Source organism: Saccharopolyspora pogona, from assembly GCF_014697215.1.
GTDB lineage: Bacteria > Actinomycetota > Actinomycetes > Mycobacteriales > Pseudonocardiaceae > Saccharopolyspora > Saccharopolyspora hattusasensis.
On the sequence record NZ_CP031142.1, the window covers coordinates 8,951,871 to 8,969,270 of the forward strand.

Annotated in this window: 13 protein-coding genes and 1 pseudogene; 10 read left to right on the top strand and 4 right to left on the bottom strand. The window is 70.9% G+C overall.

Going from position 1 to position 17,400, the window contains the following annotated elements:
* Positions 1-9: 9 nt before the first annotated feature.
* Both DL519_RS42255 and DL519_RS42260 read left to right on the top strand, forming a co-directional pair.
* Positions 10-681 (top strand): response regulator, encoded by a 672-nt coding sequence (locus tag DL519_RS42255; RefSeq protein WP_190823338.1) that lies wholly within the window; start codon positions 10-12, stop codon positions 679-681.
* 5 nt (positions 682-686) lie between these two features.
* The gene (locus DL519_RS42260; protein WP_223840113.1) at positions 687-1,763 is read left to right on the top strand and encodes a sensor histidine kinase; all 1,077 of its coding nucleotides are present in this window, start codon (positions 687-689) and stop codon (positions 1,761-1,763) included.
* Between the two features lie 62 nt (positions 1,764-1,825).
* Here DL519_RS42260 and DL519_RS42265 read toward each other — a convergent pair whose 3' ends face one another.
* Positions 1,826-3,895, bottom strand: coding sequence for a S9 family peptidase (locus DL519_RS42265; protein ID WP_190823343.1), 2,070 nt, complete (start codon positions 3,893-3,895; stop codon positions 1,826-1,828).
* Positions 3,896-4,094: 199 nt separating this feature from the next.
* Here DL519_RS42265 and DL519_RS42270 point away from each other — a divergent pair, with 199 nt between their 5' ends.
* The 3 genes and pseudogenes from DL519_RS42270 to DL519_RS50610 form a co-directional block, all read left to right on the top strand.
* Positions 4,095-5,069 carry a glycosyltransferase family 2 protein gene (locus DL519_RS42270; RefSeq protein WP_190823345.1) on the top strand — a complete coding sequence of 325 codons (975 nt, stop codon included), beginning with the start codon at positions 4,095-4,097 and terminating at the stop codon, positions 5,067-5,069.
* A gap of 8 nt (positions 5,070-5,077) precedes the next feature.
* A complete protein-coding gene (locus tag DL519_RS42275) occupies positions 5,078-7,573 on the top strand; it encodes a GtrA family protein (RefSeq protein ID WP_190823347.1) in 2,496 nt (831 codons plus the stop codon).
* A pseudogene (locus tag DL519_RS50610) lies at positions 7,570-8,229 on the top strand (PIG-L family deacetylase); the annotation flags it as partial. The gene DL519_RS42275 and the pseudogene DL519_RS50610, both read left to right, overlap by 4 nt.
* A gap of 291 nt (positions 8,230-8,520) precedes the next feature.
* Here DL519_RS50610 and DL519_RS42285 read toward each other — a convergent pair.
* From DL519_RS42285 to DL519_RS42295, 3 genes are all read right to left on the bottom strand, one after another.
* Positions 8,521-9,282 carry a hypothetical protein gene (locus DL519_RS42285; RefSeq protein ID WP_190823348.1) on the bottom strand — a complete coding sequence of 254 codons (762 nt, stop codon included), beginning with the start codon at positions 9,280-9,282 and terminating at the stop codon, positions 8,521-8,523.
* A 45-nt stretch (positions 9,283-9,327) separates the two neighbouring features.
* On the bottom strand, positions 9,328-10,692 hold the full coding sequence (locus DL519_RS42290; protein ID WP_190823350.1) for an MFS transporter: 1,365 nt from the start codon (positions 10,690-10,692) through the stop codon (positions 9,328-9,330).
* Between the two features lie 189 nt (positions 10,693-10,881).
* A complete protein-coding gene (locus DL519_RS42295) occupies positions 10,882-11,670 on the bottom strand; it encodes a DeoR/GlpR family DNA-binding transcription regulator (protein ID WP_190823352.1) in 789 nt (262 codons plus the stop codon).
* A 132-nt stretch (positions 11,671-11,802) separates the two neighbouring features.
* Between DL519_RS42295 and DL519_RS42300 the strand changes: the two genes are divergently transcribed.
* From DL519_RS42300 to DL519_RS42320, 5 genes are all read left to right on the top strand, one after another.
* The gene (locus DL519_RS42300) at positions 11,803-12,498 is read left to right on the top strand and encodes an HAD family hydrolase (protein ID WP_190823354.1); all 696 of its coding nucleotides are present in this window, start codon (positions 11,803-11,805) and stop codon (positions 12,496-12,498) included.
* 93 nt (positions 12,499-12,591) lie between these two features.
* Entirely contained in the window at positions 12,592-13,650 is a 1,059-nt protein-coding gene (locus DL519_RS42305; RefSeq protein ID WP_190823356.1) for a 2-hydroxyacid dehydrogenase, read from the top strand.
* Positions 13,647-15,110: an FGGY-family carbohydrate kinase gene (locus DL519_RS42310; protein WP_190823358.1), complete on the top strand. Its 1,464-nt coding sequence runs from the start codon at positions 13,647-13,649 to the stop codon at positions 15,108-15,110. The genes DL519_RS42305 and DL519_RS42310 overlap by 4 nt, the downstream gene beginning before the upstream one ends.
* Before the next feature lie 36 nt (positions 15,111-15,146).
* Positions 15,147-16,874, top strand: a complete 1,728-nt coding sequence (locus tag DL519_RS42315) for a dihydroxyacetone kinase family protein (RefSeq protein WP_190823360.1) — start codon at positions 15,147-15,149, stop codon at positions 16,872-16,874.
* A gap of 33 nt (positions 16,875-16,907) precedes the next feature.
* Positions 16,908-17,399 (top strand): ribose-5-phosphate isomerase, encoded by a 492-nt coding sequence (locus tag DL519_RS42320; protein ID WP_190823362.1) that lies wholly within the window; start codon positions 16,908-16,910, stop codon positions 17,397-17,399.
* Position 17,400: the final 1 nt, after the last annotated feature.

Below are 17,400 nucleotides of genomic sequence, written 5' to 3' on the forward strand. Positions count from 1 at the left end.
GGCCGCGAGGTGCGGGCTGAGGACGGCGGGGGGCCGATCCGCGTTGTGCTTGCCGATGACGAGGCGATGCTGCGGCGTGGCCTGCGGGTGTTGTTGGAGGGTGACGGTTCGATCAGGGTGGTCGCGGAGGCGGGCAACGGGGACGAGTTGCTGGCCGCGGTGCGCGCGTACCGCGTCGACGTCGCCCTCATCGACGTGCAGATGCCCGGCAAGGACGGGCTGACGGCGTTGCGGGACTTGGCGACGCTGGCGAATCCGCCGGCGTCGGCGGTGTTGACGACGTTCGACCTGGACGACTACGTGGCCGATGCCTTGCGGTTCGGGGCGCACGGGTTTCTGCTCAAGGACGCGGAGCCCGCGGTGCTGGTTCGGGCGGTGCACGATCTGGCGGCCGGTGGGGCGGTGCTGGATCCGCGGATCACCGCGCGGTTGTTGCCGAGGTTCCGCAGCCTGTCCGGCAACACGCACGAGACGCAGCTGGTGCGGGGGTTGTCCGGGCGGGAGCGGCAGGTGCTCCAGTTGCTGGCGGATGGTCGGTCCAACGCCGACATCGGGGTCCGGCTCGGGCTGACCGAGGCGACGATCAAGAGCTACGTGTCGACGGTGTTGAGCAAGCTCGGCGCGCAGAACCGGGTGCAGGCCGCGTTGATCGCGCAGCGCGTGGCGGGCGGCTTCCGGTGAGGTCGGTGCGCTGGTCCAGGTTTGGCGTCGAGGCGCTGGTCGTCGGGATTCCGGCGGCCGCCGTGCTGGCCGCGCCCGACCCGTTCAGTTATGCGACGGTGTCCGGTTTGGTGGCTTCGGCGCTGCTGCCGTTGCGGCGGTGGCCGCGGATCGCGGTGCTGCTGTGCATGCCGGCGTTGGCCGGTGGTTTGGGTTGGGCGCCGACGGTCGTGGCGTTGTACGCGTTGGGGCGCTCGCAGCCGCGGATCCGGTTGTTGGTCGGCTGGGTGTTGCTGACCGCGGCGGTCGCCGTGGCGCCGGTGATGATCATGCAGTCGCTGGGGGTCGGGTCGATCATCCTGACCGTGGCGTTCGTGCTGCTGGCGGCAGGCGCGCCGACGGCGTTGGGGGCGCTGGTGGCGTTGCGGGAGCAGCTGGCCGACAGCCTGCGGAAGCTGGAGGCGGCCACGGAGGCGGAGCTGCAGGCGAAGGCCGAGACGGCGCGCGCGGAGGAGCGGGCCCGGATCGCGCGGGAGATCCACGACGCGGTGGGGCATCACGTGACCTTGATCGCGATCGAGTCGGCGGCGTTGGCGGCCACCACCGAGGATCCCGGTGCGCAGGACACCGCCGGGCGGCTGCGCGGGCTGGCGAAGCAGGCGCTGGACGAGATGCGTGCGACGTTGGGGCTCGGCACGCCCGGGCAGCAGGCCGGGTTGAGCACGATCCCGGAGCTGGTCACGCGGGCACGCGCCGCCGGTGTGGATGTGGAGCTTTCCTCCGAGATCAGCGACCCGCACGCGGTGCCGCCTGCGGTGGAGCGCGCGGCTTACCGGGTGGTCCAGGAGGCGTTGACGAACGCTTCCAAGCACGCGCCCGGTGCCGGCATCAAGGTGCGGCTGGCGTTCCGTGCGGGCTCGCTGCACGTCGCCGTCACCAACGGCGCCCCCGACCGGCAGGGACCGGCCGTCGAGATCGGCAGCGGCGGGTCCGGGCTGGCCGGCCTGGCGGAGCGGGTGCAGATGGCAGGTGGGTGGCTGGCCGCCGGGTCGTCGGAGGACGGTGGCTTCGAGCTGGTGGCCGTCCTGCCGCAGCAGCGTTGAGCGTCCGCCGTCGAATTGGCATTCATGAGTCGGGCGCAAAACGAGTTCGGAGACGCCCGGCGTCAGCGCGCCAGCGACTTGCGCAGGAAGTCCACTTGCAGCAGCAGGAGATTCTCGGTGGTGGTCTCCTCGGTCGGCAGGTGGCTGACGCCCGGTAGCGGGAGCACGTTGTGCGGGCGGGCCCACGCAGTCAGCGCGGCGGACAGCCGCAGCGCGTGGGCCAGGACGACGTTGTCGTCCACGGTGCCGTGCACGATCAGCATCGGGCGTTCCAGGTTTCCGGCGTCCGCGAGCAGCGAGTTCTTCAGGTAGACGTCGGGGACTTCGTTGGGGTCGCCCAGGTAGCGCTCGGTGTAGTGGGTGTCGTACAGCCGCCAGTCGACCACCCCGGCACCAACGACCGCGGCGTGGAAGACGTCCGGGCGGCGCAGCACGGCCAGCGCGGCGAGGTAGCCGCCGAAGGACCAGCCGCGGATGGCGACCCGGCCGAGGTCGAGTTCGGGGTGTTGTCCGGCGGCCGCGTGCAGGGCGTCGACCTGGTCCTGCAGCGGCGGGCCTGCTAGGTCGCCGGCGACGGCACGGTCCCATTCGGGGCCTCGCCCGCCCGTTCCGCGGCCGTCGGTGACCAGCACCGCGAAGCCCTGGTCGGCGAACCACTGCGACGTCAGGTAGCCCTGCTGGCGGGAGAGGACGCGTTGCGCGTGCGGGCCGCCGTACGGGTCCAGCAGCACGGGCAGCGGGCCGTCGGCCGGGTCGTAGCCGCCCGGCAGCAGCAGGGCGCTGCACAGCTCGCGGTCGCCGAGCCTGAGCAGTTCGACGTTGAGCTTCATCTCGGGGTCGTCGGCCTGGTTGCCGATCTCGGCGATTTCCTGCTCACCGCGGTGCACGCGGACCCGGGTGCGGGGTTCGTCCAGCGTGGACGTGGCGACGACCAGCACATCACCGGAGCGGGTTCCGATGTGGACACCGGGCCGGTCGGTGACCTGCCGGGCACCGTCGGCGGTGACGCGGTAGAGGTGCAGCTGGGTCGGGTCCTGCTCCGAGGCGGAGATCAGGATGTCCTCGTCCCCGATGTCGAGGACGGCCCGCACCTGCAGGGGCGCGGTGGTCCAGGGTTGATCGCCGACGACCAGCCGGTACGCGCCGTCGTCCGCGCTGATGCGCACCAGGTCGCCGTTCGGGGTCCAGGCGGGCCAGCCGGGTTTGATCTCCACCCAGTGCGGGTCTGTGTCGCGGTGTACCTCGGTGGTCCGGCCGGTGGCCGGGTCGAAGGCGAGGACGAGTTGGGTGCGCTGGTCGCGGGTTTCCACGGCGATCAGCGGCCGGCCGTGCCGGGACCAGTGCGCGGTGACGAGGTACGGGAAGGCCTGGCGGTCCCAGTCGACGTTCACCCGGTTGCCGTCGAGGTCGAAGACGGCCAGGGACACGTCCGCGTTGGCGGTGCCGGCGGCCGGGTACCGCATGGCCGTCGGCTTGCTCAGCGGGGCGGACGGGTCGGCGATGTACAGGTGCTGCACCGGGGATTCGTCCACGCGGGCCGCCAGCAGCCGCGAACCGTCCGGGGACCACCAGTAGCCGCGGTGGCGGTCCATTTCCTCGGCGGCGATGAACTCCGCCGCGCCCCAGGTGATGTCGGCGCCGTCCGGTTCGGCCAGGGCTCGGTCGCCGGAACCGTCCACATCGATCACCCGCAGCTGGCCGCGGGAGAGGTAGGCCACCCGGTTCCCGTCGGGGCCGGGCCTGGGGTCGGCCACCGGCTGCTGCGCCGGCAGTTCGCGGGCGTCGCCGGTCGCGACGTCGACCACGAACAGCCGACCCGAGATGGTGAAGGCGGCGAGGTGCCCGTCGCGGTCGGTGGCGTAACCGGTGATGCCCAGGGCCCGCTCCCGGGCTCGTTCCCGGCGGGCCTGCTCCTCGGGCGAGACCTCGTCGTCGGTGCGGAGCGCGCCCGGGTCGGCGAGCATCCGCTCCTGGCCGGTCTCGGTGTCGAGGGCCCACAGGGCGTTGCTGCGATCGGTGCCGCCCGCTGAGCGTAGGAAGAGCACGGAGGCACCGGCGGTGAAGGTCCGCGGCGCGCCCAGGGTGAAGCCCTGGGTGCGGGCACTGCGGCGGGGGAACGACGCTGACGGCATGCAGCCACCCTGCCATTTCCACCGGGCATTTGCGCGATCGGGTGGCGGTGCGGCGAAAAGCCGCCACGGGTGGATTATTCGCCCGTGTGTCGGTAGGGGGTGTAGCGCGGCCCGAATCCTACGGTCGACGCCGATTCGTTTTGGCCCACAGCGGCTTCCCGGTTCTGCGGGGGTCGACCGACCTGGGATGAGACCTGCCATGTACCTCTCGATGGTGGTGCCGTGCTTCAACGAGGAGCGCGGCCTGCAACGGTTGCACGACGCGCTGGTCGCGGCGTTGTCCGGACGCGTCCGGGATTACGAAGTGATCCTGGTCGACGACGGCAGCACCGATCGGACGCTGTGCGAGGCGCGCCGGTTGGCGGCGCTGAACCCGCGTTTCCGCTATGTGTCGCTGAGCCGCAACTTCGGGAAGGAAGCGGCGATGTTGTGCGGGTTGCGGCATGCGCGGGGCCGCCGGGTTGCGCTGCTGGACGCCGATTTGCAGCATCCGCCGCTGTTGTTGCGGCGGATGCTGGACCTGCTGGACTCCGGGTACGACCAGGTCGTCGCGCGGCGCGGCCGCGACGGTGAGGGCCGCTTCCGGTCAGCTCTGTCCAAAGTGTACTACTGGGTGTGCGGCCGGCTCGTGGACGTGCGGTTGCAGGACGGGGTCGGAGATTTCCGGGTGCTGTCGCGCCGGGCGGTCGACGCGGTGCTGTCGCTGCCGGAGTACCACCGGTTCTCCAAGGGGCTTTTCGCGTGGATCGGCTTCGACACGGCGTACGTGTCGTTCCGGAACGTGCCGCGGGGCGGTGGGGGTTCGCGGTGGACGTTCGGTGCGCTGGTGAACTACGGCATCGACGGCCTGACTTCGTTCAACAGCAGGCCGCTTCGGCTGTCGATCTACCTGGGCGTGCTGGTGGCGCTGCTGGCCGGAGCCTACGTGCTCTTCGTTGTGGTGAACACCATTGTGGACGGTGTGCACGTGCCCGGTTACGCGACGTTGCTGGCCGGGGCCGTCGGATTGGGCGGGCTGCAGCTGCTGTTCCTCGGGGTTCTCGGGGAGTACCTGGGCAAGAGCTACTTCGAGGCCAAGCGCCGGCCGCACTACCTGGTCAAGGAGTCGAGCCCGGAATTCCACCCGCATGCCCGCGAGCGCCGGTTGCACCCGGCCGCCGAGTTGGCTTCGTAGGGGGAGCGATGTGGTGTAAGACAAGCAGATCGGAGCTCCTGCGGTTCGCGTTCGTCGGCGGCGCGAACACGGCCGTGCACTGCACCGTCTACCTGGCGTTGTGGCTGCTGGTGCCGTACCTGCTGGCGCACCTGGTCGCGACCGTAGCGGCGACGCTGTGCTCGTACCTGCTCAACTGCCGGTTCACCTTCGAGGTGGCGCCGAATCGGCGCACCCTGCTGCTGTTCCCGCTGTCCAACCTGGCCGTGATCGGGTTGAGCACCGCTGTCGTCGCCGTTTCGGTGGCGGTGTTCGAAGTAGATTCGAGGCTGGCTCCGGTCGCGGCGGGTCTGGTCGTGGTGCCCGTGACCTTCCTGCTGAGCAGGGCGGTGCTGACCGAGCGGCTGCCGCTGCTCGAATGGCGCAGCGCGGTCGGGGTCGGGGTCGCTGTCGCGCTGTTGAGCCAGGTTCCGGTGCTGGTGAACCCGTCGTTCTACTTCTGGGACGACAGCGCGGCGCAGTTCCTGCCGATGTGGCACCGGCTGGGCGAGCGGCTGCTGGCCGGGGATTGGCCGCTCGGGCTGGACCTCGACTCGTGGATGGGCGGTAACCTGGCCGCCGAATCGCTGTTCGGGATCTGGAATCCCGTGCACCTGCTGGATTGCCTGCTGGTGGTGTGGCTCGGCGATCTCGCCATCGGTGCCGCGGTGGTGAAAACGCAGTTCCTCGTCACGCTCGGTGTCGGAACCTTCTTGCTCTGCCGCTGTTATGGGGCGGACCGCGGGATCTCGTCGGTGCTTGCGGTGGCGCTGCCGGTGTCCGGCTTCGTGCTGTACTTCCAGGCCGCCACCTGGGCGGGCGGGCTCATGGGCTTCGCCTGGCTGCCGTGGGCCTGGTGGGCGTTGCGCCGTGTGCTGGACGGGCGTCTGCCGGCGTTCGTGGCGTGGGTGCTGTGCTATCTGTGCGTTTCCGCCGGTGACCCCTACGGGGTGCTGGCGCTGGGCGCGGTCTTCGCCGGGCTGCTGGCAGAAACCGGCCGGAACTGGCCGAGAATCCGGCGGTTGGTCCTGGTGGGCGTGGCGGTCGCGGCGAGCCTGCCACTGATCTTCTTCCCGGTGCTGGAGACCTCGGCGGTGGGGTGGCGGTCCGGGCGCGAGCTGTTCAACATCGGTCAGCTGGTGCCGGGCATCGGCGACCTGCTGAACGCGAGCACGCCCTCGTTCGTGCCGCAGATCCTGTCCTTCGGCACCTTCCGGATGTCGGTGCCGGCCACCTACTTCGCCTGGTTCGCCGTCCCGCTGCTGGCCTGGCTGGACTGGCGGTCCGCCGGGGCGTTGTGGCGCCGCTGCCGGTGCGCCGCGTTGATCGCGGGCTGCTACTTCCTGCTGTGCCTCGGGCCGTCCAACGTGTGGCTGTTCCGCTGGCCGCTGCGGCATGTGGTCGTGCTCCACCTGGCGATGGCAGTGCTGCTTGCCGTGTCGCTTTCGCATGGGCTGCGCACTGATCACTTCAAGGTGCGGTTGGCTTGCTCGGCCGGGACCGTGTTGCTCGGCGGGTATCTCTCGTTCGCGGCGTGGCCTTCCTTGGCCCCGAAGCACTTGATGTCACTGGGCATGATCTCCGCGTTGCTCGCGGCCGTCCTGATCCTGCACCGCAAGCAGTTGATGGCCGCGGTGCTGCACCTCGGCACGGCCTGCGCGCTCGCCCTGCAGATGTTGTGGTTTCCGGCGAATCGCGATGTCGCCGTCTACAACTTCCCGGCATCGATCGCCGAACTCCGTTCCCGCTACGCGGAATTCCACGGCGGCACCGTGTTGCAGATCGCCGACCGCAACTTGATCCCACCGGACGACGTCGCCTCGCGAAGCGCTTGGAAGCACCTGCTGTTCGGCAACATGCACGCGGCCGCAGGGGTCGCGAGCCTGGTCTCCTACACCGGCATCGGGCACGACGCCCTGCATACCCGGCTCTGCCTGAGCTATTACGGGGCCACCTGCCCGCAGGCCTACGACCGGCTCTGGCAGCCGGATGGGCTGGTCGACCGGCTCAAGGTCACCCACGTCGTGGTGCAGCGCCGGCTCCGCGAGGTTCCCGAAGCTCCGGCGGGCTGGAAGGTCACCCGGCGCGATGCGGATGTCGTTGTGCTCAACCGGGAAACGGCCCTGCCATGGCCGGGCGGGCGGCTTAGCGCCGGCCACGGGGTGCAGGTGCTCGACGACCGGCAGCACGGGCAGCGGCACGAAACTGTGCGGTTCGGCCGCACCGAAGACCGGGCCGAGCTGGTCTTCGCGCGCCTGGCCTGGCCGGGCTATCAGGCCACGGTGGACGGGCGCCGGGTGCCGGTCGCCGGAACTGATGCGGGGCTGCTCACCGTTCGCCTCCCGCCCGGCCTGACCGGCGGCACGCTCGCGCTGTCCTGGAGCCCGCCCGGATTCGCCCTGCACCTCCTGCTGGCTTGCACCGGAGCGCTGCTCGCGCTCGCGCTGTCCGTAGCTGGGCTGCAGCGGGGGAGGCGAACGCGATGAGAGGATTCGCCGCCGCGATCGCGCTGCTGCTGATCGCTGTGCTCGTCGATCCCGCCGCTGCGGCGCAGGTGCGTTCCCACCTGCAGGTCGTGGCGCATCCCGACGACGACATCCTGTTCATGAACCCGGACCTGGCCATCTCGATCCGCTCCGGAGCGACCGTGACGACCGTGTTCCTGACGGCGGGGGAGAGCGATGTGCGGCCCGCGGGGCGGTATGCCGCGCAGCGGCAGGCCGGGGCGAGGGCGGCGTTCGCGGCGATGGCCGGAGTGCCCGACGTCTGGGACCGTGCCGGGCTGCCGCTGCCCGGGGGGCGTCAAGCCGAGGTGCAGACCTTGCGCGATCGGCCGACGGTGCGGTTGGTGTTCCTGAACCTGCCCGATGACAACGATCCGCACGTTACGGGCGGCAGGCATGCGCTGACCCGGCTCTGGCACGACGCAACGGCACGCGTCGAGGCACTGCGGCCGGACGGATCTGCGCTGGTGGCGACCAGCATTCACGACCGGGCCTCCGTCATCGACGCGCTGGGAGAGCTCTACGGGAAGTTCGCGCCCACGATCGTGCGGACCCATGACCCCGAACCGGACCCCAGGTACCAGCCGCAGTGGGGACCCCACCACAACCACCCCGACCACGTGATGACGGCGCGATTCGCGGAGCTTGCGATGCGGTCCGCCGGATCGGCGCACCTGATCCACTACCGCGACTACAACGTCGCCGACGCGCCGCCGAACCTGCCGGCGGAGATCGTCGCCGGCAAACGGGGGATCTTCGCGCGCTACGCGGCGCACGACGCCGAGGTGAGCATGGGGGAGCCCTATGCGACGTGGCTGCGAAGCATGCGGCACCGCTGGCCGTGGAACACGAACTGGGCGACGACCGGTCGCGACGGCGAGCCCGTTTACGTCTACGTGCGGGGAGGAAAGTTGTTGAGGGGAAACGGATCACGTGAGTCCGTTGTGGACACCAGTGGTTTCGTGCCGCGTGCCGGTTCGCCGGGGTTCGCCGGCCCGGACACCCTTGTGGTCCAGGACCGCGCGGGTGTGATCTTCCTGAAAAGCGGGCAGGACCGCTGGCAGGATCTCGGCTTTCCGCCGACCGAAGCGCCGCTCGGCCAGGTCGGACCGCCGGCGGCGGTCGCGGCACCGGGAGGGAGAGTGCTGGTCGCGGTCCGCAACGCCCGTGGCGGTGTGAGCGTCCGGTTCGCCGACCAGGCAGCTTGGACGGACCTCGGCGGCACCGGGGTCGACGACGCCGTCTCGGTGCTCCTGGCCGGCACCGGTGAGGCGCACGTCTTCGCCACCGCGCAGGCCGGGTTGCTGCACTGGCGGCTCGACGGCACCGGTTCCCGGCTCGTCGCGCCGCCGGAAACGCACCGCCCGGCCGGATCCGTTGCCGTGGCCCGCGGCCACCGGGCGTTCGCGGCGTTCCGCGAGGCGGCCACCGGGCGCGTGGTCGTGCTCGGCGAACACGCGGGATGGTCCGTGGTCACCACCGCTGCCACCACTGACACCGCTGCCACCTCCGATCCCGCACTCGCCGTGCTGGACGGCGACATCCCGGTCGTCGCGGTCCGCGACGGCGAAGGGCGGATCGCGGTGCTCGGCACCACGATGGCCGTCCTGCCCGGCCGGATCGTCGGACGGCCCGCCTTCACCTCGGACGGCCGCCACCTTGTCGCGCTCGGAGACGACGGCCGAATGCACGTGAGCCCGCGTCCTCGGGACGCGGGCTCACGGCGGCGGCGGAACTTACGCCGAGGAGCGGGCCGTCGCGACGTGCTGCGCGGCGCGCTCCGTCGACTTCTGCTCACCGGGGTCGCAGCTGTCCTTGACCTTCAGGCTCAGGATCGCCACCAGGATGTAGAGGGCGCTGAACGCGATGGCCACCCCGCCGCCGCCGACCAGCGGGTACAGGATCGTGACCACGACCGGGCCGACGAACGCCGCGCCACCTGCACCGAAGTTCAGGATCGCCAGGGCCGAACCCTTGTCCTTGGGCGAGACCATCGACGGCATCAGCGCCGACAGCGGGACGAACCCGGCCAGCAGGATGCCGTAGACCACGCCGAAGGTGGCGGTCACCGCGAAGCTCTGGGTGGACACCGCGGTGAAGTACCACAGCGGAGTCGCGACGGCGCAACCCGCGCAGCCGAACCAGGTGATCGTGCGGCGCCAGCCGAAGCGGTCGCCGAACACGCCGAAGAACAGGTTCGCGGCGATGTTCGCGCCGTAGCTGATCGACGCGAGCGTGGCCAGCTGCGGGGCGGTCAGGAAGCCGCCGCCCGGGGTGGCCGGGCCGAGCACGAACGGGAACATCGCGAAGAAGCCGTACTGCGGCGCGGTGTTGACGATGCGGATCAGGCCACCGGCCAGGGTGCGGCGGTCGCGCCAGAGGATGTCCACGCCCTCGCCCAGCCGCTTGAGGCTGCGCGGATTGGAAACCGTCTCGTCGGCGATCGGCTTGAGGCCATGCTCCTCGCGGACGGCGAAGCTACCGATGAGCACACCGACGGTGACCACCGCCAGCGACAGCACCAGCGTGCCGTGCTGGCTCAGGCCGAACACGCCGATGGAGACCGCGGCCAGCGCCGCGCCCAGGGTCGGCAGACCGCCGGTGAAGGCGAACCAGAACCACCCGGCGACCGAACCGCGCATCTTGGTGGGGCTGGCGATCTGCGCCCACACCAGGAACGCGAACGCGAACAGCGGGTAGGCGAAGCCGCGGATGCCGTAGGCGGCCACGATGAGCGTCGCGTTGTGCGACGGTAGCGCCACGAACAGGAACAGCGCCTCGAACACCACCCACCAGGCGCCACCGAGCCACATGACCCGGCGCGGGCCCCAGATCGAGGAGAGCGTCCCGGAGAACCACGCGGCGATCATGGCCGCGACGCCGTAGAGGGTGACCGTGGCGAACGCCGCGGTCGCGCCGGGCAGTCCGCCGCCGTCGGGTTGCTGCAGGTAGTCCGAGAGGAAGGTGGTCTCCACGCCGTCGCCGATCATGAAGATCAGGACGGCGATGAAGCCCCAGAACAGCTGCCTGGGAATACCGATGCGGTCGAGTGTGCCGGCCGGCCGCAACGGCTCGGCATCCGCAGAGGTCTGTTGGGACATCACTGTCTCCAAGGGATCGGAACTTCCCGGTGTGCGCGTCTAAGACGCGCCCCCGGTCGACGGGTGCTGGCTATCATGCACCTTGTTCAGTTTAACGCGCAAGACGTTAATTTGTTCGCAATCTGATGTGAAGATCAACAACGACCCTGGCCGTCCGCGATGCCGCTGCCCCCGGGGGATAGCTCGCGGCTAGCTCATCTGGGACAGGCGGACGTCGGTCTGCTCGCGCATCTCCTCGACCAGCGCTACCTCCAGCTCGCCCGCCAGCAGCACGTGGTCGAAGGCGCGTACCGGGGCGAACTGGTGCAGCGCCGAGCGGCCCACCTTGCTGGCGTCCATCATCAGCACCTTGGTCGTCGCACTGGCCAGCATCGCCCGCTTGACCAGCACGATCTCCTGCTCCTGGTGGTAGGTCAGCCGCGCGTTCATCGCCGAGGTGGACAGGAACACGATGTCCACCGAGAAGGCGCTGATCATCTCCTGACAGGGCAGGCCCAGGTAGGAGTCGTGGGTCCGGGAGTACTCGCCGCCCAGGCCGATCAGCCGGATGTCCGGCACGTCGCGCAGCGCCTCCTGCACCTGCCGGTAGTTGCTGACCACGGTCAGCGGGCCGACCTCGGGCAGCAGCCTGGCCAGCGCGAGCGCGGTGGTCGAGTCGTCCAGCATCACCGACATGCCCGGGTTGATGAACTGCAGGGCGTCCTTGGCCAGCGCTTCCTTCTCGGCGGTGTGGGTGTGCAGCCGGAAGTCCGAGCTGCTCTCGAACACCGTGGAGGGCTGGGCGGAGACCCCGCCGTGGTATTTGCGCAGCAGGCCCCGGGTGACCAGGTCGTCGAGGTCGCGGTGCACCGTCATCAGGCTGACGCCGGTCAGCTCGGACAGTTCCGCGGCGCTGGCGAACCCCTGTGCGACCACGTGGTCGATGATCTTCTGCTGTCGCAGGAGCCGGGCGGACTGCTTCTTCGGTGCGGACGCCATGCGGCCATCTTGCCCCGTGGCGCGCGGCACGTGTCGTGGGACACCGGTCACTCGCTGAAGTATCATTCCGATGGTGACAGTTAACGTAAGTCATGTTAATTTGACCGTGTCAGTGTTTGGCGGGAGGTAAAGATGACCCAGTCCGAAGGGCCGAACGGCACCCACCGCGCGGTCGTGTTCGACATGGACGGCGTCCTGGTCGAGAGCGAACACCTGTGGGAGCGGATGTGGGCCAAGTTCGCCGCCGCCCACGGCAAGACCTGGACCGTGGAGCAGACCTGGCAGGTCCAGGGCATGAGCGCCCCCGAGTGGTCGGCCTTCCTCGCCGACTTCAGCGCCACCAGAGACTCCGCGGCGGAGACCGAGCGGGTCGTGGTCGACGACATGATCGCCGCGCTCGACGGTGGTGAGATCGAGCTGCTGCCCGGCGCCGAGAAGATGGTCACCGAGGTCGCCGCGCGCGCCCCGATCGCGCTCGCCTCGTCCGCGCCGCGCCGCCTCATCGACGCGGTCCTGGATCGCCACGGACTGACCAAGCATTTCTCGGCTACCGTCTCCAGCGCCGAGGTGCCCAAGGGCAAGCCGAGCCCCGACGTGTACCTGTCGGCCGCCGACAAGCTCGGCCAGGACCCGCAGCACTGCCTGGCTGTCGAGGACTCCAGCAACGGGTTGCGCGCCGCGGCCGCGGCGGGGATGACTGTGGTGGCCATCCCGAACTCCGACTACCCGCCGGCCGAGGACGCCCTGGCCAAGGCCGGCTACATCGCCACTGACCTGGACGACGTCCGTTCTCGCCTGGTGAGCGGGCTGCCCGCATACGCGATGTAGGGGATCCCGCAGTCGAGAAGGCTTCTGAGGTTCCGCTACCGGCACCGCTAAGCAAGCCAGCCACGAGACAGCCTTCGTGAAAAAGGAGTCCTCATGACCAGTGTTCTGGCCGCAGGTGACCACTTCGTCGCGCCCGAGGTGTTCGTCGACGCCCTGCGCCGCAGTGCCGGTTCGCACGACCTGCAGTTCAACACCCTGACGCTGCCTTGGCCCGTCGAGCCGTTCGGGCCGGTCGGCAACGTCCACGAGGCCAGCGGCACCGAGCGGCAGCTGCTCGACGCGCTCGGCGGCGTGGAGATCGTCGCCACCCAGATGGCGCCGTTCACCGCGGAGGTGCTGGCCAACAGCCCGCAGCTGAAGTTCGTCGGCGTCTGCCGCGGCGGCCCGGTGAACGTGGACCTCGAGGCCGCCACCGACAACGGCGTGATCGTCAGCTACGCGCCCGGCCGCAACGCCGCCGCGGCCGCCGAGTTCGCCGTCGGGCTGATCCTCGCCGCGCTGCGCCGCATCCCCGGCTCGGACGCCGAGCTCAAGGCCGGCAACTGGCGCGGCGACTACTACGCCTACGAGAACGCCGGCATCGAGCTGGATGGCTCGACCGTCGGCCTGGTCGGCTACGGCGCGATCGGCAAGATCGTGGCCCGGGTCCTGAAGGCCTTCGGCGCGCACGTGCTGGTGTCCGACCCGTTCGTGCAAGCCGAGGACGCCGCCCGCGACGGCGTCGAGCTCGTCGAGCTGGAGGCGCTGCTGCGCCGCAGCTCGGTCGTCAGCCTGCACGCGCGGCTGACCCCGGAGACCAAGAACCTGCTAAACGCCGACAACCTCAAGCTGCTGCCGGAAGGCGCGGTGCTGATCAACTCCGCCCGGGGCGGGCTGCTCGACTACGCGCCGCTGCCGGAGCTGCTGAACTCCGGCCACCTCGGCGCGCTGGCGGTGGACGTCTACGACATCGAGCCGCCGCCGCGCGACTGGCCGCTGTTCGGCGCGCCCAACGTCATCACCACCCCGCACCTGGCCGGGGCGACCCGCCAGACCGCGCACCGCGCCGCCGGCATCGTCGCCGGCGAGGTCGCCCGGTTCCTGGGCGGCGAGCGCCCCCGGTTCGTCGCCAACCCGGACGTGCTGGCCAAGTTCGAAGGCCTGCGGCCATGATCGTCGGGGTCGACGTCGGAACGTCGGTGACCAAGGCGTCGCTGCTCAACCGCGACGGCACGGCGCTGGTCACGCAAAGCAAGCGCAGCACGTTGAACAGGCTGCCGGGCGGGCGGGTCGAGCAGGACCTCGAAGAGGTCATCGGCTCGGTGATCCAGGTGGTGCGCGAGGTCGCCGCCGTGGCCGAGCAGGTCGGTGAGCCGATCGAGGCCCTGGCCATCACCGGCCAGGGCGACGGGCTGTGGCTGCGCGACCACCAGGGCCAGCAGGTCGGACCGGCCATCTCGTGGCTGGACGCGCGCGCCGCGGACGTGCTGGACCGCTGGGAGCAATCCGGTGTGCAGCGGGGGGTCTTCGGGCTCACCGGGTCGGGGATGTTCCCCGGCTCGGCCGGCCCGCTGCTGGCGCACCTGGCCGGGCACTCCCCGGAGCGGCTGGAGCGCGCCGCGGTCGCCGGATACTGCGTCGACGCGATCGTGCAGCGCTTCACCGGCGAGATCACGGTCGACGCCTCCGACGCGTCGCTGCCGTTCCTGGACGTGCCGAGCCGCAGCTACTCGCAGGAAGCGCTGCAGGCCTGCGGCGTGGCCGAGTACCGCAGGCTGCTGGCCGAACCGGCCCCGCCGAACAAGCTGTTCGCGCTGGACAGCAAGAGCGCCAAGGAGCTGGGGCTGCCCGCCGGTCTGCCGGTGTCGGCCGGCCCGTTCGACCTGCCCGCCTGCGCGTTCGGCTCCGGTGTCAGCAACGTCGGCGACGGCAGCCTGGTGATCGGCACGACCCTGGGCTGCCAGGTGCTGCGCGACGAGGTGGCCATCGACCCGGACGGCGAGGTCGCGGGCATGTGGCTGGCGACGCCGCTGCCGCAGCGGTACCTGCGGGTGATGCCCGCGATGGTCGGCACCGCCAACCTGGACTGGGTGCTGAGCATGGTCGGCGCCGGCGTGGACCAGCTGGAAACGTTGCTGGGCAACAGCAAACCCGGTGCCGACGGGGTGTCGGCGCTGTCGTTCCTGTCCAGCTCCGGCGAGCGCGCGCCTTTCGTCGAACCGCACGCACGCGGTCAGTTCACCGGGCTGTCGCTGGAAACCACGCAGTCCGACCTGGTGCGCGCCATGTGCGAGGCGGTGGCCTACGCGGCGCGGCACAACCTGGAAACCGCGGGCCTGACCGGTGAGGTCTCGGCGTGCGGCGGCGGTGCGCGATCGGCGGCGTGGAGCCAGATCTTCGCCGACGTGCTGGGCCGACCGCTGCACGTGCCTCACGAGGAAGGCGTGGGCGCGCGCGGTGCGGCGATGACCGCGTGGGACTCGCTGGGCGAGCCGGTGGACCGCGAGAAGTGGGCCGCGGCGCGGCGCACCGTGGTGCCGCACCCCAGCGCCGTGGAGTTCTACGAGCGCGGCTACCGCGAATACCTTGCATCGATCGACCGCGCCCGCCCGCTGTGGGGCCCGACCTCCTGACCCGACCCATCAAGACCTGGCGCTGAGGAGCAGCAGATGACGCGCTTGTACGACGACCCCGCGTCGTTCACCGAGGACATGGTGACCGGTTTCGTGGCAGCGCACCCCGAACACGTCCGGCAGGTGCCGGGCGGCGTGGTGCGGGCGAAACGCGCGCGCAAGGACAAGGTCGCCGTGGTCACCGGCGGCGGGTCCGGGCACTACCCGGCCTTCTGCGGGGTGGTCGGGCCGGGCTTCGCCGACGGCTCGGTCATCGGCAACATCTTCACCTCGCCGTCGGCCGACGACGCCTATTCGGTGGGCATCGCGGCCGACCGGGGTGCGGGGGTGGTGTTCTCGTTCGGCAACTACGCCGGCGACAACATGAACTTCGGGCTGGCGGTGGAACGCCTGGAACGCGACGGGGTCCGCGCGCACAACGTCGTGGTGACAGACGACGTGGCCAGCGCCCCGGCGGCGGAGCAGACCAAGCGCCGCGGCGTGGTCGGCGACTTCGTGGTCTTCAAGGTCGCCTCGGCAGCGGCCGAGGAGGGCTACTCCTTCGACGAGGTGGTCCGGGTCGCCGAGCACGCCAACGCGCGCACCCGCAGCCTCGGCGTGGCCTTCGGCGGCTGCACGCTGCCGGGCCAGGACCAGCCGCTGTTCGAGGTGCCGGTAGGCCGGATGGGGCTCGGGCTCGGCATCCACGGCGAGCCGGGCGTCTCCGAACGCGACCTGCCGTCGGCGTCGGAGCTGGCGAAGATCCTGGTCGACGGCCTGCTCGCGGAGGCCCCGGGCACGGGTGGTGAGAAGCCGCGGGTGACGGCGATCCTCAACGGGCTGGGCGCCACCAAGTACGAGGAACTGTTCGTCGTCTGGGGCACCGTGTCCCGGCTGCTGGCCGAGGCCGGCCTGGAGGTTATCGCGCCCGAGGTGGGCGAGCTGGTGACCAGCCTCGACATGGCCGGTTGCTCGCTGACGCTGACCTGGCTGGACCCGGAACTCGAGCGGCTGTGGCAGGCCCCGGCCGACACTCCCGCCTACCGCAAGGGGAATGTCGCGCTGGCCGAGGCGGAAGAGTCCGAAGAGGACGATGAACTGCCGGCGGCGCCCGAGAAGGTGACCGTGGTGGCCCCGCCGGAAGGCCAGGCGACCGCCGCGGTCGTGGCGAAGGCCCTGCACGCGGTGGCGGATCTGCTGCACGACAAGGAAGACGAACTCGGGCGCCTCGACGCTATCGCGGGCGACGGCGACCACGGCCGCGGCATGACGCGTGGCAGTGCGGCCGCGGTGGCGGCCGCCGACGAGGCCGTGGCGCAGGGCGTCGGCCCGGCGGCGGTGCTGGTCGCCGCGGGCGACGCGTGGGCGGCGAAGGCCGGGGGCACCTCGGGCGTGCTGTGGGGCGTGGCGCTGCGGTCGTTCGGCGACCTGCTGCCCGACCACCGCGCGGCGATGGCCAACGACCTGACGGCGGGCGCTTCGGCGGCGCTCGCGGCGGTGCAGCGGCTCGGTCGAGCGGAGCTCGGCGACAAGACGCTGGTCGACGCGCTGGTTCCGTTCGTGGAGGAACTGCGCCGCGACGTCGAGGAGGGTGCGACGGGCACCGAGGCCTGGCAGCAGGCCGCGAAGGCGGCGACGAAGGCCGCCGAGCAGACCGCGGAGCTGCGGCCCCGCACCGGCCGCGCCCGGCCGCTGGCCGAGCGCAGCGTCGGAACCCCGGACCCGGGTGCGACGTCGCTGGCGCTCGCGCTCAACCGGGTCGGGGCCGTGCTCGCCGGAAACTGATGGGCTCGCCGGAAACGGGAAGGATGAGGCGAAGTGAGTGAGCAGGCGCCGTTGCGCATCGTGGTCGGCTCCGACGACGCGGGACTGCAGTACAAGGAAGCGCTGAAGAAGGACCTGGAGAACGACCCCCGGGTGGCCAGCGTGGCGGACGTGGGCGTCGGCTCCGACGAGCACACCGTCTACCCGCACGTGGCCGTCAACGCCGCGCGCCTGGTCGCCGAAGGCGAAGCGGACCGCGCGCTGCTGGTGTGCGGCACCGGGCTGGGGGTGGCGATCAGCGCGAACAAGGTGCCGGGCATCCGGGCCGTCACCGCGCACGACAGCTACTCGGTGGAGCGGTCGGTGCTCAGCAACAACGCCCAGGTGCTGTGCTTCGGCCAGCGCGTGGTCGGCCTGGAGCTGGCGCGCAAGCTGGCGTCGGAGTGGCTGGGCTACCGGTTCGACGAGTCTTCGCCGTCGGCCCGGAAGGTTGCCGCGATCAACGGCTACGAGTCGGTGCCGGACGCATCCGGCGCCACGTGTTGAA

Coding starts and splice junctions, on each gene's coding strand:
- DL519_RS42265 (WP_190823343.1), bottom strand. CDS start 3,895: ATGCCGTCAGCGTCGTTCCCCCGCCGCAGTGCCCGCACCCAGGGCTTC.
- DL519_RS42270 (WP_190823345.1), top strand. CDS start 4,095: ATGTACCTCTCGATGGTGGTGCCGTGCTTCAACGAGGAGCGCGGCCTG.
- DL519_RS42275 (WP_190823347.1), top strand. CDS start 5,078: ATGTGGTGTAAGACAAGCAGATCGGAGCTCCTGCGGTTCGCGTTCGTC.
- DL519_RS42290 (WP_190823350.1), bottom strand. CDS start 10,692: ATGTCCCAACAGACCTCTGCGGATGCCGAGCCGTTGCGGCCGGCCGGC.
- DL519_RS42295 (WP_190823352.1), bottom strand. CDS start 11,670: ATGGCGTCCGCACCGAAGAAGCAGTCCGCCCGGCTCCTGCGACAGCAG.
- DL519_RS42300 (WP_190823354.1), top strand. CDS start 11,803: ATGACCCAGTCCGAAGGGCCGAACGGCACCCACCGCGCGGTCGTGTTC.
- DL519_RS42305 (WP_190823356.1), top strand. CDS start 12,592: ATGACCAGTGTTCTGGCCGCAGGTGACCACTTCGTCGCGCCCGAGGTG.
- DL519_RS42310 (WP_190823358.1), top strand. CDS start 13,647: ATGATCGTCGGGGTCGACGTCGGAACGTCGGTGACCAAGGCGTCGCTG.
- DL519_RS42315 (WP_190823360.1), top strand. CDS start 15,147: ATGACGCGCTTGTACGACGACCCCGCGTCGTTCACCGAGGACATGGTG.